The sequence below is a fragment of the Bradyrhizobium sp. LA6.8 genome, assembly GCF_040547935.1.
Classification (GTDB): Bacteria; Pseudomonadota; Alphaproteobacteria; order Rhizobiales; family Xanthobacteraceae; genus Bradyrhizobium; species Bradyrhizobium barranii.
On sequence record NZ_JBEPQQ010000010.1, the window covers coordinates 111,354 to 134,959 of the forward strand.

At 65.0% G+C, this 23,606-nt stretch carries 21 protein-coding genes; 8 read left to right on the forward strand and 13 right to left on the reverse strand.

Translation table 11 applies throughout. The features are described from left to right. Nucleotides 1-86: 86 nt before the first annotated feature. Entirely contained in the window at nt 87-1,022 is a 936-nt protein-coding gene (locus ABIA90_RS36675; protein ID WP_247314656.1) for a LysR family transcriptional regulator, read from the reverse strand. A gap of 98 nt (nt 1,023-1,120) precedes the next feature. Between ABIA90_RS36675 and ABIA90_RS36680 the strand changes: the two genes are divergently transcribed. Beyond that, a complete protein-coding gene (locus ABIA90_RS36680) occupies nt 1,121-1,447 on the forward strand; it encodes a hypothetical protein (RefSeq protein WP_354121017.1) in 327 nt (108 codons plus the stop codon). 139 nt (nt 1,448-1,586) lie between these two features. On the opposite strand, the gene ABIA90_RS36685 is transcribed toward ABIA90_RS36680, so the two are convergent. The 3 genes from ABIA90_RS36685 to ABIA90_RS36695 form a co-directional block, all read right to left on the reverse strand. Next, nucleotides 1,587-2,285: a helix-turn-helix transcriptional regulator gene (locus ABIA90_RS36685; protein ID WP_208085097.1), complete on the reverse strand. Its 699-nt coding sequence runs from the start codon at nt 2,283-2,285 to the stop codon at nt 1,587-1,589. Between the two features lie 87 nt (nt 2,286-2,372). Continuing rightward, nucleotides 2,373-3,302, reverse strand: coding sequence for an NAD(P)-dependent alcohol dehydrogenase (locus tag ABIA90_RS36690; protein ID WP_354121018.1), 930 nt, complete (start codon nt 3,300-3,302; stop codon nt 2,373-2,375). A gap of 13 nt (nt 3,303-3,315) precedes the next feature. Then, the gene (locus tag ABIA90_RS36695) at nt 3,316-3,696 is read right to left on the reverse strand and encodes a nuclear transport factor 2 family protein (RefSeq protein WP_085402511.1); all 381 of its coding nucleotides are present in this window, start codon (nt 3,694-3,696) and stop codon (nt 3,316-3,318) included. Nucleotides 3,697-3,923: 227 nt separating this feature from the next. Here ABIA90_RS36695 and ABIA90_RS36700 point away from each other — a divergent pair, with 227 nt between their 5' ends. Next, nucleotides 3,924-4,931, forward strand: coding sequence for a class I SAM-dependent methyltransferase (locus tag ABIA90_RS36700; protein WP_354121019.1), 1,008 nt, complete (start codon nt 3,924-3,926; stop codon nt 4,929-4,931). 52 nt (nt 4,932-4,983) lie between these two features. On the opposite strand, the gene ABIA90_RS36705 is transcribed toward ABIA90_RS36700, so the two are convergent. From ABIA90_RS36705 to ABIA90_RS36730, 6 genes are all read right to left on the reverse strand, one after another. After that, entirely contained in the window at nt 4,984-7,173 is a 2,190-nt protein-coding gene (locus tag ABIA90_RS36705) for a PQQ-dependent dehydrogenase, methanol/ethanol family (protein WP_354121020.1), read from the reverse strand. A gap of 320 nt (nt 7,174-7,493) precedes the next feature. Next, nucleotides 7,494-8,264, reverse strand: coding sequence for a sulfite exporter TauE/SafE family protein (locus ABIA90_RS36710; protein WP_354121021.1), 771 nt, complete (start codon nt 8,262-8,264; stop codon nt 7,494-7,496). Further along, entirely contained in the window at nt 8,261-9,517 is a 1,257-nt protein-coding gene (locus ABIA90_RS36715; protein ID WP_354121022.1) for a CCA tRNA nucleotidyltransferase, read from the reverse strand. Before ABIA90_RS36715 ends, ABIA90_RS36710 begins: the two co-directional genes overlap by 4 nt. Nucleotides 9,518-9,527: 10 nt before the next feature. Then, a complete protein-coding gene (locus tag ABIA90_RS36720; protein ID WP_014497409.1) occupies nt 9,528-9,791 on the reverse strand; it encodes a DUF6111 family protein in 264 nt (87 codons plus the stop codon). Continuing rightward, on the reverse strand, nt 9,788-10,459 hold the full coding sequence (locus ABIA90_RS36725) for a CoA pyrophosphatase (protein WP_354121023.1): 672 nt from the start codon (nt 10,457-10,459) through the stop codon (nt 9,788-9,790). The genes ABIA90_RS36720 and ABIA90_RS36725 overlap by 4 nt, the downstream gene beginning before the upstream one ends. After that, complete coding sequence (locus tag ABIA90_RS36730) at nt 10,456-11,067, reverse strand: DUF1285 domain-containing protein (protein ID WP_208085092.1); 612 nt, start codon at nt 11,065-11,067, stop codon at nt 10,456-10,458. Before ABIA90_RS36730 ends, ABIA90_RS36725 begins: the two co-directional genes overlap by 4 nt. A 257-nt stretch (nt 11,068-11,324) precedes the next feature. Between ABIA90_RS36730 and ABIA90_RS36735 the strand changes: the two genes are divergently transcribed. From ABIA90_RS36735 to ABIA90_RS36760, 6 genes are all read left to right on the forward strand, one after another. Then, complete coding sequence (locus tag ABIA90_RS36735) at nt 11,325-12,323, forward strand: AAA family ATPase (protein ID WP_071916189.1); 999 nt, start codon at nt 11,325-11,327, stop codon at nt 12,321-12,323. Next, the gene (locus ABIA90_RS36740; RefSeq protein ID WP_028148638.1) at nt 12,323-13,267 is read left to right on the forward strand and encodes a DUF58 domain-containing protein; all 945 of its coding nucleotides are present in this window, start codon (nt 12,323-12,325) and stop codon (nt 13,265-13,267) included. Before ABIA90_RS36735 ends, ABIA90_RS36740 begins: the two co-directional genes overlap by 1 nt. Further along, entirely contained in the window at nt 13,264-16,077 is a 2,814-nt protein-coding gene (locus tag ABIA90_RS36745; protein WP_135216915.1) for a DUF4159 domain-containing protein, read from the forward strand. Before ABIA90_RS36740 ends, ABIA90_RS36745 begins: the two co-directional genes overlap by 4 nt. A gap of 7 nt (nt 16,078-16,084) precedes the next feature. Beyond that, on the forward strand, nt 16,085-18,148 hold the full coding sequence (locus tag ABIA90_RS36750; protein ID WP_166350186.1) for a hypothetical protein: 2,064 nt from the start codon (nt 16,085-16,087) through the stop codon (nt 18,146-18,148). 145 nt (nt 18,149-18,293) lie between these two features. Next, a complete protein-coding gene (locus ABIA90_RS36755; RefSeq protein ID WP_354121024.1) occupies nt 18,294-18,698 on the forward strand; it encodes a DUF2946 domain-containing protein in 405 nt (134 codons plus the stop codon). Between the two features lie 147 nt (nt 18,699-18,845). Continuing rightward, nucleotides 18,846-21,233: a TonB-dependent receptor gene (locus ABIA90_RS36760; RefSeq protein WP_354121025.1), complete on the forward strand. Its 2,388-nt coding sequence runs from the start codon at nt 18,846-18,848 to the stop codon at nt 21,231-21,233. Between the two features lie 83 nt (nt 21,234-21,316). On the opposite strand, the gene ABIA90_RS36765 is transcribed toward ABIA90_RS36760, so the two are convergent. The 3 genes from ABIA90_RS36765 to ABIA90_RS36775 are packed head-to-tail and all read right to left on the reverse strand — an operon-like array spanning nt 21,317 to nt 23,571. Next, nucleotides 21,317-21,799 (reverse strand): GNAT family N-acetyltransferase, encoded by a 483-nt coding sequence (locus ABIA90_RS36765; protein ID WP_354121137.1) that lies wholly within the window; start codon nt 21,797-21,799, stop codon nt 21,317-21,319. A gap of 30 nt (nt 21,800-21,829) precedes the next feature. Continuing rightward, on the reverse strand, nt 21,830-22,345 hold the full coding sequence (locus tag ABIA90_RS36770; RefSeq protein WP_063986635.1) for a GNAT family N-acetyltransferase: 516 nt from the start codon (nt 22,343-22,345) through the stop codon (nt 21,830-21,832). A gap of 53 nt (nt 22,346-22,398) precedes the next feature. Beyond that, a complete protein-coding gene (locus ABIA90_RS36775; RefSeq protein ID WP_354121026.1) occupies nt 22,399-23,571 on the reverse strand; it encodes a hypothetical protein in 1,173 nt (390 codons plus the stop codon). Between the last annotated feature and the right edge of the window lie 35 nt (nt 23,572-23,606).

Here is a 23,606-nt window from a genome sequence, read left to right on the forward strand (position 1 = left end):
CAGAGCGCTGGAACGTCTGCTAAGGGGCTAAAAGGCGACATGCGGCCTGTGGAGTCGGCACCGCTCCACGCCGGGTAGCGGCCAGCTCAAAGCTCGGAGACCAATTCCACCAAGATCTGACGCAGCCACGCATGAGATGGATCGTGATCGTAGGAAGCGTGCCAGAGCAGTGAAACAGCTACGTCCTGCAAATCCACCGGAGGCTGGCTCAGGCTAAGCTTGAGTTCTGTGGCGAACAACCGAGCCAGCCGCGCGTGCATTGTCACGACAACAGGTGCGCGTGCCACCAAGGCAGGGACAGTGAGGAAGCGAGGCGTGGTCAGGACAACCGTCCGCCGCAATCCTAGTTTCTCAAGGGCGTCGTCTACCACGCCGCGCACAGTCCGGCCCGGCCGCAGGCTCGTGAGAACATGAGGTAACCGCACATAATCTTCGAGCGAGATTTGGGCGTCGGTGATGCCCGTTATCTCCGCGTTGAACATGCACAGATAGCTCTCGTTGAACAGCAGACGCCGCTTGTGGTGGATCTGGCCCTGAGGAAAGACGTCATAGCCAATAGCGAGGTCCAGTTCGTCAGCATCGAGATCATCCAGAAGTCTCGACGAGTCGATGTTGTAGAGCCGCAGATGGACGCCAGGCGCGACCTCGCGCAGGCGTGCGAGGAGAGCGGGAAGGACCAGGATTTCCATGCTGTCTGGGAGTCCGAACCTGAAGGTCCGCTCTGCCGTCGCTGGATCGAATGCGTCGTCGCGTGAGACAATCGTTTGGATTTGAGACAGCGTAGCCCGCACCGGCTCTACCAGCATCACTGCACGAGGAGTGAGGCGCAAGCCGTCGGGCCCTCGCGTCAGAAGCTCGTCGCCGAACAGGTCACGCAGGCGGGCGAGGTTGTGGCTCATCGCCGACTGACCAATGCCTACGCGGCCCGCAGCTCGCGTGACGCTACGTTCGCGAAGCAAGGCATCGAGGTGAACCAGTAGGTTTAGGTCGAGATGGCTTAGATTGACGGCATCGATACCCATCATCGATCCAATCTGTTTGATCAATGAGCATAGGCCGCCCATCTCATGTGGCAAGGGAACGGAGGGCGTGGCCCACCGCCCAGCTAGAGGAGATCAACATGTCAATCCGCAGTAGCCTTTTGGCCGTCACACTAGCCTTAGCCGCTTTTGGAACCGCTCATGCAGATAGCCTCAGGCCAATTCAGGCAAAGAGCATCGATCTCGGCGGGGTGTCCGGCGTCGCCTACTACACCGTTGAGCGCGATGGGTTCCATGTCGTGACGACCCTTGCTCAGGGCGAGACGGGAACGCCAATCCGCGTAGTCTCTGTTCTTGCGCCAGGCCAAAGCGTTGTTCTCTCAACGTCCCAGCAGCCAGGTGCGCTTGAAATCAGCCGGGCGGGCAACGAAGTGTTGGTCCGCAAGGCGGCGCCCGTCACGAACTAAGGTTCGAGCCTAGCGGGCGCGGTAATTTTCGGCGCCCGCTCTAACCCCGGAAGGCGTCAGGCGGCCCTTACGCCGGCGATGGTGAAGCGCACCAGCAGGTGATAGCTCGCCAGCATCGGCGTCGGACCCGGTGGTGAGATCAGCCGAGAGTCTTGCGACGTTCCGCGTCAACTTGAGCCCGCCATTGCTTGACGAGATCGCGCCGGCGACCGGGATAGCGTTCCGTCCTGAGCTTGATCTTTTCTATCCGATCCGCCCGGAATGAGCGGAAGTCCTTTCTCATTTCGCACCAGCCGGCAATGATGCGCCGGGAATCGAAAAAGCCGACGCCAATTGGCCAGATGATCCGCGTGGTCTTCGCGCCTTGCGGGTCGCGATACACAATGGAAAGCTTGTGTTGGTCGCGCATGGCTTGCCGCACGACGCGAAGGTCGACGGCTTCGGGCTGCTTCGACCTGCGCCCTACGTGAAAGGCACTGTCGTCCAGCTTGTGTTGCAGCTCCGAGGGAAGGACCGCGCCAATTTTAGCGAGCGCGTCACGCGCCGCCAGCGCGAACTCGTCATCGGTCTGGCGAGATACCCATTGGGCGCCCAGCGCCAAGGCTTGGATTTCCTGTTCCGAGAACATCAGGGGAGGAAGGAGGAAGCCGGGTTGCAAGACATAGCCAAAGCCAGGCTCACCGTCGATTTGTGCGCCCAAGCCCTGCAAGTCGGCGATGTCGCGATAAATCGTTCGCAACGACACACCCGCCTCAGCCGCGAGGTCGTTGCCCGACACCGGGGTGCGGTGCCGCCGCAATATCTGCATGAGGTCGAATAATCGTTGGCTCTTCGACATAGACCAAGTCTAGCACGAATCCTGCCAAAAAATGGCAGTAGGCGTCGCGGGCCACGGGCGGCGGGGCTTTACTGGCCCAGACGGCATTTACATCGCTACCAGAGCCTTTCCGGCGAGCTTGTGCCCGGCTTCAAGCGCCGCGATGAGCGGGATCGCATCGTTCAGACGCACGGTCTCAGCAACTGGCAAGCGCAGCTTTCCATTCGCCGAAGCGACGGCAAGGCCGTCAAGGATATCAGCCCGCGCGGTGCAGACGATCGGCTTGAGTTTCCGGTTGAAGATCGCACGGATGAACTTGATTGGCGCTGGATTGATATCGAGATACACGCCGCCTTCGCGAAGCAGGCCAACCCCGGCGGCAACTGCCATCGTTCTCGCCGAGTCATACACTACGTCGAAGCGTTCACGGATCTTCGACAGATCGGTGGCCCGATAATCGAAGAGAGGCTGGACGTCCAAGTCACGGGCTCGCTGCATCGCCTGCGCACTGCATGTCCCCGCGACGGTCGCCCCGAACATCTTTGCGAGCTGCACCGTGGCCTCGCCGACAGCGCCGGAGCAGCCGTTGATGAACACCTGGCTGCCGGATTTCAGGGCAGCCTTGTCCACGAGGCCGTTCCATGCGGTGACCCCCGGCGTAGCCAGGCAAGCCGCGTCCTCGAACGAGACTGAATCCGGCCTCCTGGCGACGAAGGTTTGGGGAGCGATGACGGCTTCGCCAAGCGCGCCGCCATGCTTTATCTGCGACATGCCGAATACGGGATCGCCAATCTTGAAGCGCGTGACACCAGCACCAACAGCGGTCACGACGCCGGAAAAATCGCTGCCCATGGCACGCGGAAATTTCTTCCCCGTCACCATTTTGAGATAGCCATTGCGCACCTTCCAATCGATGGGATTGATGGCGGCGAACTTGACCTTGACCGCGACTTCGCCGGTCCCCGGAGCCTTCAGCTCGAAGGCTTCGAGCTTCATCGTTTCAGGGCCGCCGTAGCTGTCATATTGAATCCGTTTCATGGTCGATCGTGCCTTAGTGCGGTTGGACGGTCGCCGTGTAGGCGGCGAACGGAGTCGCGTCGTAGATCACTTCGGTCGACGCGATCTTGCCGTTCTTCACCTTGAGGAGTTCCGCGACAACGGCGTTGGCAACCGGATGGGTGTCCGCGCTGTAAACGACGACAGCCTGATCATCGTCGCCGTAGACGGCGAGAACCGTGACCTTCTTGATCATGCGGGCGAAACCCTCGTGGAATTCGCGAAACTTCTGCATGCCGGCGATCCGCCCGCGTGGCGACGTGCAAACAACGTCGTCCGCCGACACGGAAGTAATCGTATCCACGCTCCTGCTGGCGATGGCCTCGATGTAGGTCTTGGCGATCTGCAGCGCCTGGCCGTTGCTCTGGGTTTTCATCGTCTTCCTTTCAGTAAAAATGCCCTGAAAGAAGACCTAGCGCAGGCCAGTGACAGATTCTGGCAGTAGAAAATCGGCGCAGCCGAAGGCGCCTTTCGCGCCGCGAGCGGCCTGCCTGTCCTGTCCACTGCCCCGGACCTCGCGCTCCGCCAACCTTCATTTGAATGATGACGAGACAATTGGTCGCAACCACTTTCCACCGAAAGACCTGAATGAGGTCAGGAGAGATGAGCACCTGTCCAGCATGCGGCAGTGGATCAACTGCCAAACTGTTTGAAGTGACCGCAGATCAGGCCTCCCGATCCTTCGTCAGTCCGCGCCAGTATCCGGATCGCTCTCGAAAGTTAATAAGCCACCTGTCGCTGCTCTGGGGCCGCGACACCTGCGATATCCGCAAATGCGCGGATTGCGGATTTGGATTTGCAGATCCGTTCGTCGCGGGCGGCGCCGAGTTCTATAACCTGGCCGCGCCCCACCCTTCCTATCCAACCATGAAATGGGAGTATGAGAGGACGATCGAGGAGCTGAGCGGCCTCGGCACTGCCGGAAAAACGGCGATCGATGTCGGGGCCGGGTTTGGCTATTTTCTCGATCACATCAGGGACAAACTCTTTCGCGCGTCCGATATTTACGCGGTCGATTACAACGAAGCAGCGCAACAGGCCTTGCGATCGAAAGGCTACAAGACCTTTTCGGTCGACCTTCGGGAGGATGGCTTCACTCCGATGAAGGAGGCCTTCGACATCATCTTCATGTTTCAGGTGTTCGAGCACATGGACCGGGTGGATGACGTCTTCGCGCGATTGAAATACCTTCTCAAGGCGCAAGGCTCTGTCTTCATCGCCGTGCCGAATGATATCCGAACGCACTACATGGAGGGCCACGGATCGCTCATCGACATGCCGCCGAACCACATTGGCCGCTGGACGAAGGACGCGTTTGACGCGGTATGTCGACGACACGGCCTGCAATTGAGCATTTGCGAGCGGGAGCCATTCAACGTCCTGAAGTTCCTCAGGGAAGACATCGTGGACAGCTTTTTGCGCAGGGCAGAGAAACCGGGCAGCGTCAGTGAGTTCGTGCGCGGCCTGCCGCGAAGCAAGGCGCAGCGGATTGGGCAAGCGATGATCGCACTCGCGCTTGCACCATTGCGCTTGCCGGCATGGGCCTACGCGGCCAGGAACTCATCGACGCTCGGGAGTGCGCTCTGGGTGAAGATCGACAAAGCCGCGTGACGGGCGGCCACGGTCGAACGGGCCGCTCGCCGCCGCAGCGTCTGCTGGCTCATCACCTGCTCTTCGGTCTGATGGCGTCAACAGTTCCCTGTATGAAGGCCTGGAGTTTGCCGACGTCCCCTTCCGTCAACTTGCCGCTGAAATCCGGCATGCCCTGGTCGCGGAATGGACCGTGGAAGAGGATATGCCTCAGATTGGTGATCTCTTCGGCGCTGGCGTAGCCGAGATTGATGATGTTGCCGCCGCGGCCGACGCCAGGCACGCCGTGGCAGGCGACGCAGGCTGCCGCGACATAGATCTCGCCGCCTTCCCTGATGTCCTTCGGATCGTACTTCACGCCCTGCAGCAGACCTTCGGTCTGATATTTGACGAACGCTGGCAGCTGCGCCGTGCCGCCGAGTGCGTAGGTGTAGATCGTTCCCGGGTTCTGGTACTCGGTCGCGCGGTGCGTCAGGCCGTAGGAGCCGCCCCAGCCGACCGCAATCGAGATGTATTGCCTGTCGTCGACCATGTAGGTCGCGGCGGCCGCCACCGCGCCGGTGCCGGTCGGCATTTCCCACAGCTTGGTTCCGTTTGCCGCATCATAAGCGACGAAGCGGCCATCCGCCGTCCCCTGGAAAACCAGGTTGCCGGCTGTGGTCAGCGTCCCGCCGTTCCACGGCGACACGTGCTCGACGCGCCAGACTTCCTTTTGATGCACCGGATCCCAGGCGAGCAGACGTCCGAATGGGGCCGACTTCGGAGGGTTGAAAACGAAACCGATATTCCCGCCCAGCAAGCCGCCGAGCTTGCCCGGCGCAGCAGCATTCTGCGCGAACGACTTTTCCGGCGACAGATTGACCGGGATGTGCTGCGCCGGAAGGTAGACGAGGCCGGTCAGCGGATTGAACGACATCGGCTGCCAATTGTGAGCCCCGTCCGGTCCCGGAATCGACTCGTATTGATCTGCGTCGCGCGCCGCCGGCAGCTCGATCGGCCGTCCGTTGGCGTCGTATCCCGTCGCCCAATTCACATCGACAAAATTCTTCGCCGAGATGAACTTGCCGTTGGTGCGATCGATGACGAAGAAGAAGCCGTTTTTCGGCGCGTGCAGGATCACCTTGCGCGGCACATTGTCGATCTTGATGTCGGCCAGGATCATCGGCTGGGTCGATGTATAGTCCCAATTGTCGCCGGGCGTCTCCTGGTAGTGCCAGATATACCGGCCCGTGTCGGCGTTGAGCGCGACGATCGAGCCCAGACAGAGATTGTCGCCACCCGACGGACTGCGAAGCTTGCGATTCCAAGGGCCGCCGTTGCCAGTGCCGACATAAACCATGTTCAGATCGGGATCGAACGTGATCGAGTCCCATGGCGCGCCACCGCCGCCGTTGATCCAATACTTCCCTGAGGGATCCCAGGTCTTCGCCGCGGCTTCCATCGAGGCGTCTTCAAATGGCTTCGATGGATCGCCGGGCACGGTGAACCAGCGCCAGAGTTGATGACCGGTCTCGCTGTCGTAGGCCGTGACGTAGCCGCGCACACCATATTCGGCACCGCTCTGGCCGATCACGACCTTGCCGTTGAAGACGCGCGGCGCGCCGGTGATCGTGTAGGAATGATCGTGATCGATCAGCGTGTCCGTTTCCCAGATCTTGGCTCCGGTCGCGGCATCGAGCGCGATCAGGCGCCCGTCATAGGCGGCTTCGAAAACCTTGCCCTTGTAGAGTGCGAGGCCACGGCTGACAGCGTCGCAGCAGCCGCGATAGGTCTTTGACCGGTCAACACCCGGATCGAACGACCAGATTTTTGTCCCGGTCCGCGCGTCAATGGCATGGACCACATTCCAGGGGGCCGACTGATACATGATGCCGTCGACGACGAGGGGCGTTGCCTCGATGCCGCGCGATGATTCCAGATTGTAACTCCAGACGAGCCCGATATCCCTGACGTTGTCAGTGTTGATCTGATTGAGCTTGCTGAACCGCGTTTCGGCGTAGTCGAGGCCGACGGTCGGCCAATCCCTGGATCTCTTCGTATTGGCTTCAATGAAGGCACTGTCGACTCTCGAGATATTCGCCTTGATGCGGTCCGGCTTCGCGTCAGTCCCGGTCTGCGCCCATGCACTGGAAGGGAGAGAAAGACCCAGGAGAGCAGGAAAGAGAACAAGAACGGCACTGATCTCACGGAAGGCAATCTGAATCCTGGACCGATTGCGCGACTTTTTTTCAGGCCATTGGCACTCTGTGTTGGATCGTCCCATGCCTCACCTTCCTCCGTGCATGTCGAGACCACGATGCGTGCGCATGCCTGCGCCCGCTTCCGTTGATATGAAGTCTCAAACCTGCCGCGACGGTGCTACTGAAGCATTTCAGTCCTGACATGCCCGATTGCAGTTGTAAGAAAGCGTCCCGCTTGGCCCACCGGCCCACGGCCGTCATCGGCGGAAATCTTTTCAACCCTCGGCAGTCAGGATCGGGCGTTTCGGCTAGCATTTGGTGGCGTGCAAGCATCGGGACGGAATGTCCGTCCTTGAAAGGACATCGCGAACGCCAATTGGACCGGAGTCATCTATGCGATCAGCTATGCGATCAGCGACCTTGCCGCCGCCGAGATCATCACCAGCCCGCCGGTGATCACCGCAACGTCGAGAATCGCGGTGTGGATATGCACTGGCATCCGCTCGACGAAAGCCTTTGCCAGAAACGCGCCGGGGATCGCAATTGCGCCGATCAGCAGCGCGAAGGCGAGCACCTGCGCGGTGACAGCGCCGGCAACGCCGAACACCGAGATCTTGATGAGGCCGGTGCCGAGCGAGATCATCGCATCGGTCGCGATCACGGCGGCGCCTTCGAGGCCCGCGGCCATCAGCAGCGACAGCAGGATCACGCCGGAGCCGGAGGTGCCGCCGACCAGCACGCCGTAACCAACGGAGCCAGCCGCAAGGCCGGTGTCGCCGATCCTGACCTGGCGGCGGCGGAGCACGCGGCGCAGCGGCACGCTCAGGATCAGCATGGAGCCGATCACGAGCGCGGCGCCCGCATTGGTCAGCCGCGTGTAGCCGTAGGCGCCGAGCGCGGTCGTCAGCGCCGCGCAGGCGAGCACGATCAGCGCGCGGCGGCGATCGGCATAGCGCAGATAGGCGAGCGCGCGGCTCGAATTGGTGAAGATCGCGGAGATCGCGATGATCGGCACCACGGGCTCGGCGCCGACCAGCGGCACCAGCACCAGCGGCATCAGCGCGCCGGTGCCGTAGCCGGCGAGACCACCGATGATCGAAGCAAACAACGCCATCAACGCGACCAGCAGGAGCTGAAGGATCGAGATGTCGGCGAAGCCTGAGACGATGGTCACGTTCTCTCATCGCGGCTGACGCGTGCCGCTGCTTGATCGGCGATGGAAGCGAGCGCGGCTTCCTCTAGGGGAAAATCCGCCGCAAGCCAAGCGTCCTCGGCAAGCGTCAGCACGTGCCCGAGCGCGGGTCCTTCCGCCATGCCGCGGGCGATGAAATCGGCGGCGCGAAGCGGAAATTTCGGCGCAATCCAGCGCTGCGGCAGCTCGGCGAGCGCACGCCAGCGCGATGATCCGACGTCGCCGCCGGCCCGCGCCCAGCCGAGCAACACGCGATCGTGATAGCGCTCCGCGCCAAGCCGGTAGAGCAACCGCCGCGCATTGGCCTCGTCCTTGGTGGCGAAGCGCCACCAGCGATGCCCCATCGAATCCAGCGCCTTGCTTTCTACATTGGAGAGCCGCAAGCGCGTGGCCACGCGCTTGGCATCTTCGGTCACGGCGACCGTCAGCGCGGCGAGCCGCCGCGTGCCGCTTGCCGGCAAGCCAAGCTCGCCCTCGATCGCGATCATGGCCGACAGCGGCCCGGTATAGACGACGCCTCCGCTCAGCGCTTGCAGCAACCCGCCATCCGCCATCGCGACCGCAGCGTCAGAGGCACCGCGAGCGACCAGCAGCTTCAGCATCTCCATGCGCACCCGCTCGGCCGACAGGCTCGCAAGACCCGCGCGGCCGCGGATGCAGGCGAGATAGCCGTCGCGGTCGGGCTCGCCGGCCCCGAAGGCGGCGTGGATGCGGAAGAAGCGCAGGATGCGCAGGAAATCCTCGGCGATGCGCTGGTCGGGATCGCCGATGAAGCGCACGCGCCGCGCGGCCGCATCCGCGATCCCGCCGACATAGTCGTAGACGATGCCCATCGCATCGGCCGAAAGTCCATTCATGGTGAAGTCGCGGCGCTCGGCGTCCTTCACCCAGTCGCGGCCGAACGCGACCTTGGCCTTGCGGCCGAAGGTCTCGGTGTCCTCGCGCAGCGTCGTGACTTCGTAAGGCGTGCCGTCGATGACCAGCGTGATGGTGCCGTGGTCGATGCCGGTCGGCACGCTCTTGATGCCGGCAGCCTTGGCGCGCCGCATCACCTCGTCGGGCCGCGCCGTGGTCGCGATGTCGATGTCGCCGGGCACGAGACCGAGCAACGCATTGCGCACGGCGCCGCCGACCACGCGCGCTTCCTCGCCGTTGCCGTTGAGCAGCGTCAGGACGCGCGCCGTCCCGCCGGAGGTCAGCCAGGGCGCATTGGCGAGTAACGGCTCTGCGCTCATGGTCCAGCCCCTATTTTTCCACGCCCGGCACGAGCCTGCCGTTCTCGATATGGGCGGGAACGTAGGTCGAATCTGGTGCGGCGCCGGAGAAATGCGCGAAGCCGATCAGCCCCGCGATGACAAGCACGAGCGCGGCCAGGACAAGGCGCGCGACGACGGTGACCGGCCAGGACGATCGCGCGAACAGGCCGGAGCGGGTGGCGGCCAGGAACAGCGCATAGACGGCAAAGGGGATGAGGAAAATTCCGATCTCGGTCAGAACCGGCCGGATCATGATGAGTAGATCCGCTCATACAGCACACGCAACATTCCGGCCGTCGCACCCCAGATGTAGCGTTCCGCGAACGGCATCGCGTAATAAAACCGCTCCATGCCGCGGAATTCCTTGCTGTGCACCTGGTGGTTCACCGGGTTCATCAGGAAGGATAGCGGCACCTCGAAGGCATCATCAACCTCCGAATGGTTGATGGTGAGCTCGAAGCCAGGCCGCACCTTGGCGACCGTCGGCAGGATGCGGAAGCCGAAAGCGGTGCCGTAGAGATCGAGATAGCCGATCGGCTCGACGAAGTCTCTGGACAGGCCGACCTCCTCCTCGGCCTCGCGCAAAGCCGCATCGAGCGGCGAGGCGTCGATCGCGTCGATCTTGCCGCCGGGGAAGGCGATCTGGCCGGCGTGGTCGTTGAGATGCGCCGAGCGCTGCGTCAGCAGGATGGTCGGCTCGGGACGGTCGACCACGGCGATCAGCACCGCAGCCGGCCGCACCGGCTGCTCGCGCGCGACGATCTCGAGCATCTTGTCGGTGCCGGGATCGCCCGAGGCCGGGATGATGTTCGGATCGTAGAGGCCGGGCGGCACGTCGAAGCCGAGCCTCGCCCTGGATCGGGCGAAGAAATCGGCCGCGCCGATCACGACCGGACCACTCTTCAGGATAGGCTTGTTCAAAGTGCGGCCCTCACCTGCTCCGCGTCGGCCATGGCGAAGAATTCGCCGGCCGACTCGACGCCGAACATCGGCTGGCCATCGACCATCCGCTCTTCACCCATGTCAACCAGATCGTAGTAGAGCGCGCGGGTAACCTTGGCCCAGAGATCGGCGCGGACATGCAGGTATGGCGTCAGCCCGCCCTCCCTGGCCTGCTCGAAGCGCAACCGGTGCGCGGCATCGCAGGTGACCCAGTCGTCGACATTGGTGCGGAAGCGGAGCACGCGATGGTTGTCCTCGCCGTCCTTCTGCATCTCGACCGCCATGAACGGCGCGTCGTCGACGCGAATGCCGACCTTCTCCACAGGCGTGACGAGGAAGTGCTTGTCGCCTTCGCGCTTCAGGACCGTCGAGAACAGGCGAACCAGCGCAGGGCGGCCGATCGGCGTGCCCATGTAGAACCAAGTACCGTCGGACGCGATTCGGATGTCGAGATCGCCGCAAAACGGCGGATTCCACAGATGCACCGGCGGCAGGCCCTTCTTGGCGCCTTCGGCATTGGCGGCACTTTTGGCGGCGGCAGTCAGCCCCTCAAGACCTCGATCGGCGCTCTGCCCTTGGTTCGCCATGGTTTGCCCTGACTTTGTCTGTTGGCACGATTGGTGCAGGTTTTACGTTGTACCCGGGTGCGCGGTTCCACACCGGATTAACCCGGTGTGGAGGTCGCCACTTCGTGATGCCCTACATATCCCTAAGCCGATAAGGTGGGGATAGGTTAATTCAACGAATACATGGCCTTCCTGCAAGTCTAGCATAGGGCCCATGTGCGACTTGTGATGATCTGACGACGCAAGCGGGCCGCGTGGCGGACTTAAGGAGCTGACGGATGGCGGAAAGTGTCGAGAAACTGGAAGACGGAATCGTCCGTTCGGCCGAGCAGGTGTCGAGCCAGATCCGCGCGGCGAAAGACGCAATCGCGTCCGTCATCTTCGGCCAGGATCGGGTGATCGAGAACACGCTCGTCACCATCCTTTCCGGCGGCCATGCGCTGCTGATCGGCGTGCCCGGCCTCGCCAAGACCAAGCTGGTCGAGACGCTCGGCATCACGCTGGGCCTCGACGCCAAGCGCATCCAGTTCACGCCCGATTTGATGCCGTCGGACATTCTCGGCGCCGAAGTGCTCGACGAGAGCACCGCCGGCAAGCGCTCCTTCCGCTTCATCTCCGGTCCCGTGTTCGCGCAGCTCCTAATGGCCGACGAGATCAACCGCGCCAGCCCGCGCACGCAGTCGGCGCTGCTCCAGGCTATGCAGGAGCAGCACATCACCGTCGCCGGCGCGCGTCACGACCTGCCGAAGCCGTTCCACGTGCTCGCCACGCAGAACCCGCTGGAGCAGGAAGGCACCTATCCGCTGCCGGAAGCCCAGCTCGACCGCTTCCTGATGGAGATCGACGTCGACTATCCCGATCGCGACGCCGAGCGCCGCATCCTGTTCGAGACCACGGGTGCCGAGGAGACGCTGGCGAAGGGATCGATGAACGCAGATGCGCTGATCACCGCGCAGCGGCTGATCCGCCGTCTGCCGGTCGGCGATTCCGTGGTGGAGGCGATCCTGTCGCTGGTCCGCTCGGCCCGTCCGGGCGAGGAGAGCGGCGAGACCGGCAAGTTCATCGCCTGGGGTCCCGGCCCGCGCGCCAGCCAATCCTTGATGCTCGCCGTGCGCGCACGCGCGCTGATCGACGGACGCCTGGCGCCCTCGATCGACGACGTGCTCGACCTCGCCGAGCCCATATTGAAGCACCGCATGGCGCTGACGTTCCAGGCGCGCGCCGAAGGCCGCACGATTCCGGACGTGATCAAACAATTGAAGGCTCGGATCGGTTGATGGCCGCAGACAACGGGCACACAGCGAAGGAGATCATCGCGATCCGACGTGCCGATGGCGAAAGCCGTACGCTCGCCGCTTCGCTGCCGCGCCTGGTGCTCGAAGCCCGCCGTATCGCCGCCAACGTCATCCACGGCCTGCACGGAAGGCGCCGCGCCGGTTCCGGCGAAAATTTCTGGCAATACCGCCGCTTCGTCTCCGGCGAGCCGGCGCAGAACGTCGACTGGCGCCGCTCGGCGCGTGACGACCATCTGTATGTGCGCGAGCTTGAATGGGAAGCCTCGCACACGGTGTGGATCTGGCCCGACCGCTCGCCCTCGATGGCGTTCGCCTCCAAGACCGCGCGCGAATCCAAGCTCGAGCGGACGCTGATCGTTGCCTTCGCGCTGGCCGAGCTGCTGGTCTCGGGCGGCGAACGCGTCGGCATTCCCGGACTGATGGCGCCGACCGCGAGCCGCAGCGTCATCGACAAGATGGCGCAGGCGATGCTGCATGACGATGCCGACCGGCTGAGCCTGCCGCCGTCCTTCGTGCCTTCCGCGCTCGCCGAGATCATCGTGCTGTCGGATTTCTGGTCGCCGATCGCGGAGATCAAATCCACGCTCGCGGGCCTGTCCGGCTCCGGCGCGCATGGCACGATGGTGCAGGTGGTCGATCCCGCCGAAGAGTCATTCCCTTATTCCGGCCGCGTCGAGTTCGTCGAGCCCGAGGGCTTCGGCGTGATCACGGCGGGCCGCGCCGAGACCTGGGCACAGGACTACACCGCGCGGCTCGCGCTGCACCGCGACCAGATCCGCGCCGAGACCAGCAGACTCAACTGGCTGTTCACGACCCATGCGACCGACCGCTCCGCCGCCGAGCTCTTGCTGTTCCTGCATGCCGGCATGCAGGTGAGCAAATCGGGCACCCGCACCACGACGATCAAGGTGGGGCCGGCCGCATGATGGGATTGCCGCTCGCCTTCACCGAACCGCTGCTCCTGATCGGCCTCGTCAGCCTGCCGGTGCTGTGGTGGCTGCTGCGCGTGATGCCGCCGCGGCCGCGCCGCATCGAGTTTCCGCCGACGCGCCTGCTGTTCGACATCGCACCAAGGGAAGAGACGCCCTCACGGACGCCGTGGTGGCTGACCGCGCTGCGGCTCCTGGCTGCGGCCCTCGTCATTTTCGCCGCCGCCGGCCCGATCTGGAATCCGCAGACCGGCGCCGCCGGCAGCAAGGCGCCGCTGATGATCATGTTCGACGACGGCTGGAGCGCCGCATCGCACTGGGATGTCAGGGTCAGGGCCGCCGACGAGCTGATCGCCAATGCCGACAACGACCGCCGCGCCATCGCGCTGGTGCCGCTGTCCGAGCCGAACCGCGACATCACCCTGATGCCGGCGGGTGCGGCGCGGGTCGCATTGCGCCAGCTCGCGCCAAAGCCCTACTCGATCGATCGCGTTGAAACCCTGACCGCCATCGACCGCTTCCTGAAGGCCACCGGCGACTGCGAGATCGCCTGGCTCTCGGATGGCGTCGATACCGGCCGTGGCGAGGATTTCGTGCAGGGCCTTGGCAAGACCATCGGAGATCGCAGCCTGACAGTGTTCGAAGGCGGCACGTCCTCCCCGCTGGCGCTCGTCGCCGCCGAGAACGCCGCCGCCAAGATGACGGTGAAGGTGCTGCGCACCGACAGCGGCATCGCCGTCGGCACCGTGCGCGCGCTGGACCAGAAGTCCTCGCCGATCGGCGAAGCACGTTATTCGTTCGCCCTGCAGGACAAGGAGACCGAAGCCTCGTTCGACCTGCCGGTCGAGCTGCGCAACGACATCACGCGGCTCGAGATATCGGGCGAGCGTTCGGCCGGCGCGGTGCAACTGCTCGACAAGCGGTGGCGCCGCCGCGCCATCGGCATCGTCACCGGCACGACCAGCGAGACCGCGCAGCCGCTGCTGGCGCCGACCTTCTACCTGACCCGTGCGCTGGCGCCGTTCGCCGACGTACGGCTCGCTGACCGGGGCTCGCCGCAGCAGGGCATCACCCAATTCCTCGACCAGAAGCTGCCGATGATCATCCTCGCCGATGTCGGCACCGTCGCTCCTGAAATCCGCGAGCGCCTCAACGCCTGGATCGACCAGGGCGGCGTGCTGGTGCGCTTCGCCGGTCCAAGGCTCGCGCAGGCCGAGGACGATCTCGTGCCGGTCAAGCTGCGCAAGGGCGGCCGCACGCTCGGCGGCAGCCTGACCTGGGAGAAGCCGCAGCATCTCGCCGCCTTCGCGGCGAATGGCCCGTTTGCCGGCGTCGCAGTCCCCAAGGACGTTACCGTGAACCGCCAGGTGCTGGCCGAGCCCGACGCGGTGCTCGCCACCAAGAGCTGGGCCTCGCTGGAAGACGGCACGCCGCTCGTCACCGGCGAGCATCGCGGCAAGGGCCTGGTCAGCCTGTTCCACGTCAGCGCCGACATGCGCTGGTCTGACCTGCCGATGTCGGGCACCTTCGTCGAAATGCTGCGCCGGGTCGTCGACATGTCCGGCTACACCGCCAAGCCCGGGCCCGGAGTCGCGGCCGAGGCGAGCACCGAGACGGTGGCGCCGCTGCACATCCTCGACGGCTTCGGCGCGTTCGGTCCGCCGCCGGCCACCGCAAAGCCGCTGCCCGCGGATTATCGCGACCGCGCTACGCCTGATCATCCGCCCGGCTTCTATGGTCCGGCAGAAGGACCGCTCGCCGTGAACACGCTCGCAGCTTCCGACCGCATCGCAGCGCTGAACACCGCGGGCCTGCGCGCCCGGCACGCGACCTACACCAATGCCGAGCCGCGCGACCTGCGCGGCTGGCTGCTGTCGACGGCGCTCGCGCTGTTCCTGATCGACGCCATCATCGTCGCGGTGCTCGGCGGCGGGATCGCCGCGCTGCTGCGCCGGCGCGCCGCGACAGCCATGATCGTCGTCGGGCTGGCGCTTGCAGGCCTCATGTCGCTTGCGCCCGCGCCGTCGCGCGCCGATGGCGCCTCCGACGAGTTCGCCATGAAGGCAGTGTCGCAAACCCGCCTCGCCTATGTCGTCACCGGCAATGCCGACGTCGATTCCATCGTCAAGGCCGGCATGTCCGGTCTGACGCAATTCCTGGCGCAGCGCACCGCGCTGGAGGCCGGCGATCCCGTCGGCATCGATCCCGGACGCGACGAGCTCGCCTTCTTCCCGCTGATCTACTGGCCGATCGTGCCGGGCGCACCCAAGCCGCCGCAGGATGCCATCAACAAGATCGACGCCTACATGAAGCAGGGCGGCACAGTGCTGTTCGACACCCGCGACGCGATCGAAGCGCCGCCCGGCGAGAACGGCGCCGCACAGACCCCGGGCATGCAGACGCTGCGCGAGATCCTGTCGTCGCTCGACGTGCCCGAGCTCGAACCGGTGCCGCGCGAGCACGTGCTGACCAAGACCTTTTATCTGCTGCGCGACTTCCCGGGCCGTTTCAGCACCGGCCAGACCTGGGTCGAGGCCTTGCCGCGCGACGAGGACGACGACAGCGCGCAGCGGCCGGCCCGCGGCGGCGACGGCGTCTCGCCCATCATCATCACCTCGAACGATCTGGCCGGCGCCTGGGCGCAGCGGCTCGACGGTCAGTTCATGCTGCCGATGTCCGGCGGCGACGCCCGCCAGCGCGAATTCGCCTACCGCGCCGGCGCCAACATCGTGATGTACACCCTGACCGGCAACTACAAGGCCGACCAGGTGCACGCACCGGCCCTGATCGAACGGCTGGGGCAATAGGATCGACATGAATTACGGCATTGCGTTCACGCCGCTTGTTCCCGCGATCGTCCTGTGGCTCGCGCTCGCAGCGATCGTGGTCGTTGCGCTCGTGCTGCTGGTGGCGCGTGCGCGCGGCGCAGCCGTGCGCGTGGCCGCGCTGGCGCTGTTCCTGCTGGCGCTCGCCAATCCCTCCTTCACCCGCGAGGACCGCGATCCCCTCACCTCGGTCGCCGCCGTCGTGGTCGACAAGAGCCCGAGCCAGAATTTCGGCAACCGCAATCGCGAGGCCGCGCAAGCTCAGGAAGCGCTGGTCGACAGCCTGAAGAAGATCAAGGGCCTCGAGGTCCGCGTCGTCGACGCCGGACAGGCCGATGGCGAGACCGACGGCACAAAACTGTTCGGGGCGCTGGCCACCGCGCTGTCGGACGTGCCGGTCGACCGTGTCGCCGGCGCGTTCCTGATCACCGACGGCCGGGTCCACGACATCCCGGCCAACACCGCCGGGCTCGGCTTCCAGGCGCCGGTGCACGCGCTGATCACCGGGCAGAAGGACGAGCGCGACCGCCGCATCGCGATCACGGCCGCGCCGCGCTTCGGCATCGTCGGACAGACCCAGACCATCACCTACCGCCTCGACGACCAGGGCGTCACCGGCGAGCGCGCCAAGGTCACGATCCGCAGGGACGGCGAGGTCCTGGGCGAGCGCACGCTAGGAAGCGGCCAGAGCGCGAGTGTCGACGTCGACATCAAGCATGCCGGCCCCAACATCGTCGAGATCGAGGCCTCGCCGCTCGAGAAAGAGCTGACGCCGGTGAACAACCGCGCCGTCGTCGCCATCGACGGCGTGCGCGACAAGCTGCGCGTGCTGCTGGTCTCGGGCGAGCCGCATTCCGGCGAGCGCACCTGGCGCAACCTGCTGAAGTCCGACGCCAGCGTCGACCTCGTGCACTTCACCATTCTGCGTCCGCCGGAGAAGCAGGACGGCACGCCGATCAACGAGCTGTCGCTGATCGCGTTTCCGACCCGCGAGCTGTTCCAGCAGAAGATCAACGAATTCCAGCTGATCATCTTCGACCGCTACGCCCGCCAGGGCGTGCTGCCGATCGCCTATTTCGACAACATCGCGCGTTATGTCCGCGCGGGCGGCGCGGTGCTGGTCTCGGCCGGCCCCGACTATGCCTCCAACACCAGCATCTGGCGCACGCCGCTGGATTCGGTGCTGCCGGCAGAACCCGTCGGCGTGACCGAAAAGCCGTTCTATGCGCATCTGTCGGAGATCGGCAAACGCCATCCGGTCACGCGCGGCCTCGAAGGCTCGGCCTCCGAGCCACCGCGCTGGAGCCGGTTCTTCCGCACCGTCGACACCCGCAATGCGGTCAACCCGCCGGTGATGACGGGCGTCGACGGCAAGCCGCTCCTGTTCCTGTCGCGCTTCGGCGAGGGCCGCGTCGCGCTCTTGCTCTCCGACCATATCTGGCTATGGGCGCGCGGCTATGAAGGCGGCGGCCCGCATCTCGACCTGCTGCGGCGGATGTCGCACTGGCTGATGAAGCAGCCGGACCTCGATGAAGAGGCGCTGCGCCTCCAGGTGCAGGGCAAGGACCTCGTCGTGGTGCGCCAGACCATGTCGGACAGTGTCCAGCCGGTCAGCGTGACCTCGCCGTCCGGCGTATCGCAGGACCTGACGCTCGCGCCTGCCGATCCCGGCGAGTGGCGCGCCAGCCTGCCGGCCAGCGAGCTCGGCCTGTGGCAGGCGACCGACGGCACGCTGAAGGCGCTGATCAATGTCGGTCCGACCAATCCGAAGGAGTTTTCGGAAGTCACCTCGACGACCGAAACGCTGAAGCCGCTGACGCAGGCGACCGGCGGCAATGCCGTGCGCGTGGTCGACGGCACCAGCGTCGAGCTGCCGCGCATCGTGCCGGTGCGTTCGGCGAGCGTCTTCGCCGGCGATGGCTGGATGGGCGTGCGGATGCGTGACGCCAGTGTCGTGAAGGGCGTCGGCGTGCTGCCGATCTTCGCCGGCCTGATCGGCCTGCTGCTGCTGCTCGGCGCGTTTGCCGCGACCTGGGTCCGCGAAGGGCGTTAGTTGCCTGAACGACACATCGCGCGGCCACCCGCGCGAGATCGTCTGACTTCCGTTGACATAAGCTGACCGTTCCTGCGATGTTACATTATAACATCGCAGGAAGCCGAGGGGATCGGCGCCTCGCGATGTGGGGTGGCTTTTCCAGATGAAGTGGTTCCGGTCGAATATCAGACACGGCGCCCGGCTCGCGTTGTTCGCGATGCTGGTGCAGTTCGCGTTGGCGTTCGGCCACAGCCATTGGTTCGCCCAGGCCGCTCCCCTCGCCCAGTCCTCGCTCCAGCAGACCGACAGCGGCAAGAGCATCGCTTCGATCGACCGCGCCGCGGTCCAGAAGCAATCGCCCGCCGGCCCCGACCGGGAGCAGCCGGGCGAGGACAATTGCGCGATCTGCGCCGTCGTCGCGATGGCGGGTACCGTCGTATCCGCGACGCCGCCTGTGCTCCTGCTGCCGCAGGCGATCGAGCTGCTTCAGCTCACCACCGATGCCGAATTCGTCCATCTGAAATCGGCCGGCACGGCGTTCCAGCCCCGCGCCCCTCCCGCGTCCTGACTCCAGACATCACTTGATCACGCCCGGCTCGCCGCTTTCAGGCGAACGCACGGGAGAAGTTGAAGTCGAATTCCGTCGCGCTGCGACGGCAGGCCGCCTCCGATCAGCACCAAATCTTGCGGACGGCGCCTGACTGGAATCAGGACTATGTCATTTGAATTGCGACGCGCGCAGCGTCTGGGTGGAGCAAGCCTGCTCCTGCTCGGCGCCGCCGCCACATCGGCGCTCGCCCAAGAGCCGGTACAACAGCCTGCACAAGATAAATCATCGACCGAGATCCCCGCCGTCACCGTGACGGCGCCGAGCCCGATCGTGCGCAGGGTGGTGCCGACCCGCAGCCCGGTCCATGTCGCGCGCACCGGACGGTCGCGCGGCCAGCAACGCACGGCGGAAGCTGCGCCGGCGGCGCCAGCGACGGCCGCCACGCCCCAGCAGGGCGTGCTGCCGATCGTCACCAACCAGTTCGCCACCGTCACCGTGGTGCCGAACGAGGAGATCCGCCGCGAGGGCGGCGGCCAGCTCGGCGATCTGCTGTTCTCCAAGCCCGGCATCACCGGCTCGAGCTTTGCACCCGGCGCCTCCAGCCGGCCGATCATCCGGGGCCTCGACGTCAACCGCGTCGGCATCGTCGAGAACGGCACCAATGCGAACGGCGCATCCGATCTCGGCGAGGATCACTTCGTCCCGATCGATACGCTCGCGACCAACCAGGTCGAGGTGGTGCGCGGGCCGGCCGCCTTGCGCTACGGCTCGACCTCGATCGGCGGCGTCGTCAGCGCGACCAACAACCGGATTCCGGACGCGCTGCCAACCTGCGGTGCCCAGCCGTTCCAGAGTTATGGCATGCCGGTGAAGGCGCCACTCGCAACCGCCGGGACATCGCCCTGCGTCACGGCCGAGACGCGTTCCGCGTTCAGCTCGGTCGATCGCGGTGTCGAGAGCGGCGTGCTGCTCGACACCGGCACCGGCAATTTCGCGTTCCATGCCGACGTCTACGGCCGCAACACGACGGATTACGGCATCCCGAGCTACCCCTATTTGACCGACCAGACCCGGACCATCACAAACGGGCGCCAGCCCAATTCGGCGTCGCGCACGGACGGCGCCTCGATCGGCGGCTCCTACTTCTTCCAGGGCGGCTATATCGGCGCGTCGATCACGCAGAACGACTCGCTCTACCATATCCCCGGCATCGACGGCGCCGACCACAACACCCGGATCGACGCGCACCAGACCAAGATCAACGTCAAGGGCGAGTACCGGCCCGATGCAGCCGCGATCGACACTATCCGCTTCTGGGCTGGCGCCACGGATTATCGACACAACGAGATCGGCCTTGCCGATCCCGCCGATCCCAACACCGACGGTGTGCGGCAGACCTTCACCAACAAGGAGCAGGAGATCCGCACCGAGGTGCAGTTGATGCCGTTCAACGCGCGCTTCGCCGAGGTGACGACGGCGCTGGGCTTTCAGGTCGGCCATCAGGAATTGACCGCACCGAGCCCTGACAATCCCGGTACGCTGTTCAACGGCCTGTGGGACCCCAACAACAACACCCGCGTTGCCGCTTACGCCTTCAACGAGTTCAAGTTCACGGACGCGACGCGAGCCCAGATCGCCGGCCGCATCGAGCATGTCGAGTTGCACGGCACGACGCCGAACTTCCCGCCGGATTATCTACCCGACGGCACGCCGCAGGTGGGCATCGCACGCAATCCGTCCTTCACGCCGAAGAGCGGCAGCATCGGCCTGTTGCAGGACCTGCCGGGCGGCATGGTCGGCAGCATCACCGCACAATATGTCGAGCGCGCGCCGAAGCCGGCCGAACTGTTCTCGCGCGGTGCGCATGATGCGACCGCGACGTTCGACATCGGCAATCCGAACCTCACGATCGAGACCGCTGAGTCGGTCGAGGTTGGACTGCGCAAGGCGACGGGGCCGTTCCGGTTCGAGGCGACCGTCTACTACACGCATTTCGACAATTTCATCTTTCGCCGCCTCACCGGCGTGATGTGCGACGACAGTTTTGCGTCCTGCGGCACGCCGGGCGCCGAGTTGAACCAGGCCGTCTATTCGCAACGCAATGCCAATTTCCGCGGCGGCGAATTCCAGTCGCAGCTCGACGTCGGCGCATTCCAGGGCGGCATCTGGGGCATCGAGAACCAGTTCGACGTGGTGCGCGCCACCTTCACCGACGGCACCAACGTGCCGCGCATTCCGCCGCTGCGGATAGGCGGCGGCGTGTTCTGGCGCGATGACAACTGGCTGATGCGCGTCAACCTGTTGCACGCTTTCGCGCAGAACAACGTCGCCGTGATCGCGGAGACGCCAACGCCGGGCTACAATCTGCTGAAGGCCGAGGTCAGCTACAAGACCAAGCTCGATCCGCGTCTGTTCGGTGCGCGCGAGATGACGGCCGGCATCGTCGGCAACAATCTCCTCAACGAAAACATCCGCAACTCGGTGTCCTACACCAAGGACGAGGTTCTGATGCCCGGCATCGGCGTGCGGGCGTTCGCCAACTTCAAGTTCTAGCCGCGACTCAGTCGGGGCCTGCGGGCCCCGACACACGCGCGTTGAGTGAGCCGTAGCCCGGATGGAGCGGAGCGAATTCCGGGCTACGGGCTGCGCGTCAGCCGCTTCTCGAAGCGCCATTGATCGACGGGGAACGGCCCGTTCGAGGTGTCCGTCATCATCACGAAGGTGCCGGCGTTGCGCCAACCGCTCTTCTCGTAGAACCGCGCAGCGCGCGCGTTGCCGACGGCGTAGGCCAGCCACGCCAGCTCCACGCCGCGCGCGGTAAGGCGGGCCTCTGCGTCGGAGATCAGCGCCGCTGCGACGCCCGCGCCGTGCGCCTTCGACGACACGAAGAGCTGGTACAGTTCGTCCGCCCTGATGGCGCAGAAGCCGAGCGGTTCGCCGGCCGGGCCGGCAACGCGGACATTGGGCAGCATGACTGCCAGCCGATCGCGAAAATTCGGGAGCGTGCGGAGGCGGACCAGTTCTGGTGGCGCTAGCGAGGCATGCGACCCATGCCAGGCATCGTGCCAGAGCTGAGCGAGATGATCGACTTCGCCGGCATCAGCGGGCCGCACCTGCATCATGGATACTCCGCAAGAGGTATCGTAGCCCTAGCCTCGCGCCTTGCTCCAGTCGGGCGTGACCTGCCCCGACACGCCCTCGAAAGCGCCGTCGACGAGCTCGAACACCAGCACGCGCGCGGCGTCGACCGGGCCCGGCATGGTGACGCGGCCCTTCGGCACCGGCTTGAAGCCGACGCGGCTGTAATAGGGCTCGTCGCCGACCAGCAGCACCAGGCGGTGCCCCTTCTCCTTGGCGTCCTTCAGCGCGCGCTCCATCAGGAGACGGCCGATGCCGCGGTCGCGGAACGGCGGCTCGACGGTGAGCGGCCCGAGCAGCAGGGCCTGCGTCTCGCCGACCAGCACCGGCAATTGCCTGACCGAGCCGACCAGCAGCGTGCCGATGCGGGCCGTGAAGGACAATTCGAGCAGGTGGTCGACGTGCTCGCGAATGCGGTAAGCGCTGAGCACGAAACGGCCGGGGCCGAAGGTGCGCTCGTGCAGCCGTTCGATCGCCTGGGCGTCGCCGGCGGCTTCCGGAAGGATGGTGAGCGAGAGATCGGTCATGTCGGCATGCGTCTTCGAGCGAAGTGGTTTCAGGTTCGCGTCAGGAAAACGCGTCAATGCGAGATGCGGGATAACATCTCAGACGGCCGCGGTCCATCGGCCTCGTGGGCGATAAAACCCTGTGCCGGACCGCGGCTGAGGACCGCCGCGAACAGCAGCGTCCAGAGCGACAGCATCAGGATCGGGATGACGTAGTACTGGGTGAAGACCGGATGCGTGGCAAAGAACGCCAGATTCAGCGCGAGATTGCCCGCCACCAGCAACGCGAGTTTCCTGACGCCGCCAGGGCCGGCGAAGCGCCACAACAGCGCGGTCCCGACGCAGGCGATCACGATCAACGGGAATTGCGTGTCGCGGAGATAGGCCAACAGCACGGCCGGGTCGAGGCTCCGCGGGGCCGTATCCTGGCCGCCATAGGCCGAGACCAGTGGATTGCCTGAGTTGACCAGGTTCGCCGCGAACACCGGCAACAGCCCGACGAGGAACGAAAGGCCGAGCGCGAGACCTGAGACGAACGTCTCGCGGGTACGCCAGATCAGGAACGACAATCCGAAGAACAGGAAATAGCCGGCCGACAGAACCACGTTGGCGATCCGAAAGCTCGCGGACAGGCCGAGCAGCACGCCGACGGCAGCGACCATCAGCAGGCGGCGCCGGCCTTCATCGACGAACAGTCTTGCGGTGAACAGACCCGCCAGCGCGCAGACGACCATGGTCGGCGCCATCGAATAGCTCGCCTTGGTCGGATTGATCATGAAGTAGATCGAGAGCGCGCCGAGCAATGCGGCGAGCGTCAAGCCGACCTTCTCCTGCGCCCGCCACAAGCCGAACAGCGCAAGGCCGGCGACGATCGCGTTGGCCAGCATATAGAGCGGAACGACCTGGAACCCCTCCGGGAACCGCGCGAGCACGAAGCCCGTGCCCGGCGGTGGCGTCATCACCCATTTGCTGCCGTCGGCAGTTTGGGTGTGGCAGGGTGCCCGCGTCGGTTCGTTCCAGTTCGGAAAATCGATACTTCGCAACTTGGCCGCGAGATAGCCGTCGGTTTCACGGGCGAGGCTGGTGTCGAGCCCTTGCCAGCCGAAGCGCTGGAACAGATGCGCCTGCCTGAGATAGCAGATGTCGTCATAGACGCCGCGGCTCTCGCTCCAATGCGAGATCAGCCTGATGTTGCTGGCCAGAATTGCCAGAAACACAATTGAAAAAAATACTTTAACAGCTCTCATCGGCATTCGCCGGGCGGCCCCCGCAGCTTGAAATG

What these genes read in the sequence shown, in the direction of transcription:
- ABIA90_RS36675 (WP_247314656.1), bottom strand. Translation starts at nt 1,022, where the DNA reads ATGGGTATCGATGCCGTCAATCTAAGCCATCTCGACCTAAACCTACTG.
- ABIA90_RS36680 (WP_354121017.1), top strand. Translation starts at nt 1,121, where the DNA reads ATGTCAATCCGCAGTAGCCTTTTGGCCGTCACACTAGCCTTAGCCGCT.
- ABIA90_RS36685 (WP_208085097.1), bottom strand. Translation starts at nt 2,285, where the DNA reads ATGTCGAAGAGCCAACGATTATTCGACCTCATGCAGATATTGCGGCGG.
- ABIA90_RS36690 (WP_354121018.1), bottom strand. Translation starts at nt 3,302, where the DNA reads ATGAAACGGATTCAATATGACAGCTACGGCGGCCCTGAAACGATGAAG.
- ABIA90_RS36695 (WP_085402511.1), bottom strand. Translation starts at nt 3,696, where the DNA reads ATGAAAACCCAGAGCAACGGCCAGGCGCTGCAGATCGCCAAGACCTAC.
- ABIA90_RS36700 (WP_354121019.1), top strand. Translation starts at nt 3,924, where the DNA reads ATGAGCACCTGTCCAGCATGCGGCAGTGGATCAACTGCCAAACTGTTT.
- ABIA90_RS36705 (WP_354121020.1), bottom strand. Translation starts at nt 7,173, where the DNA reads ATGGGACGATCCAACACAGAGTGCCAATGGCCTGAAAAAAAGTCGCGC.
- ABIA90_RS36715 (WP_354121022.1), bottom strand. Translation starts at nt 9,517, where the DNA reads ATGAGCGCAGAGCCGTTACTCGCCAATGCGCCCTGGCTGACCTCCGGC.
- ABIA90_RS36720 (WP_014497409.1), bottom strand. Translation starts at nt 9,791, where the DNA reads ATGATCCGGCCGGTTCTGACCGAGATCGGAATTTTCCTCATCCCCTTT.
- ABIA90_RS36730 (WP_208085092.1), bottom strand. Translation starts at nt 11,067, where the DNA reads ATGGCGAACCAAGGGCAGAGCGCCGATCGAGGTCTTGAGGGGCTGACT.
- ABIA90_RS36735 (WP_071916189.1), top strand. Translation starts at nt 11,325, where the DNA reads ATGGCGGAAAGTGTCGAGAAACTGGAAGACGGAATCGTCCGTTCGGCC.
- ABIA90_RS36740 (WP_028148638.1), top strand. Translation starts at nt 12,323, where the DNA reads ATGGCCGCAGACAACGGGCACACAGCGAAGGAGATCATCGCGATCCGA.
- ABIA90_RS36745 (WP_135216915.1), top strand. Translation starts at nt 13,264, where the DNA reads ATGATGGGATTGCCGCTCGCCTTCACCGAACCGCTGCTCCTGATCGGC.
- ABIA90_RS36750 (WP_166350186.1), top strand. Translation starts at nt 16,085, where the DNA reads ATGAATTACGGCATTGCGTTCACGCCGCTTGTTCCCGCGATCGTCCTG.
- ABIA90_RS36755 (WP_354121024.1), top strand. Translation starts at nt 18,294, where the DNA reads ATGAAGTGGTTCCGGTCGAATATCAGACACGGCGCCCGGCTCGCGTTG.
- ABIA90_RS36760 (WP_354121025.1), top strand. Translation starts at nt 18,846, where the DNA reads ATGTCATTTGAATTGCGACGCGCGCAGCGTCTGGGTGGAGCAAGCCTG.
- ABIA90_RS36765 (WP_354121137.1), bottom strand. Translation starts at nt 21,799, where the DNA reads ATGCAGGTGCGGCCCGCTGATGCCGGCGAAGTCGATCATCTCGCTCAG.
- ABIA90_RS36770 (WP_063986635.1), bottom strand. Translation starts at nt 22,345, where the DNA reads ATGACCGATCTCTCGCTCACCATCCTTCCGGAAGCCGCCGGCGACGCC.
- ABIA90_RS36775 (WP_354121026.1), bottom strand. Translation starts at nt 23,571, where the DNA reads ATGAGAGCTGTTAAAGTATTTTTTTCAATTGTGTTTCTGGCAATTCTG.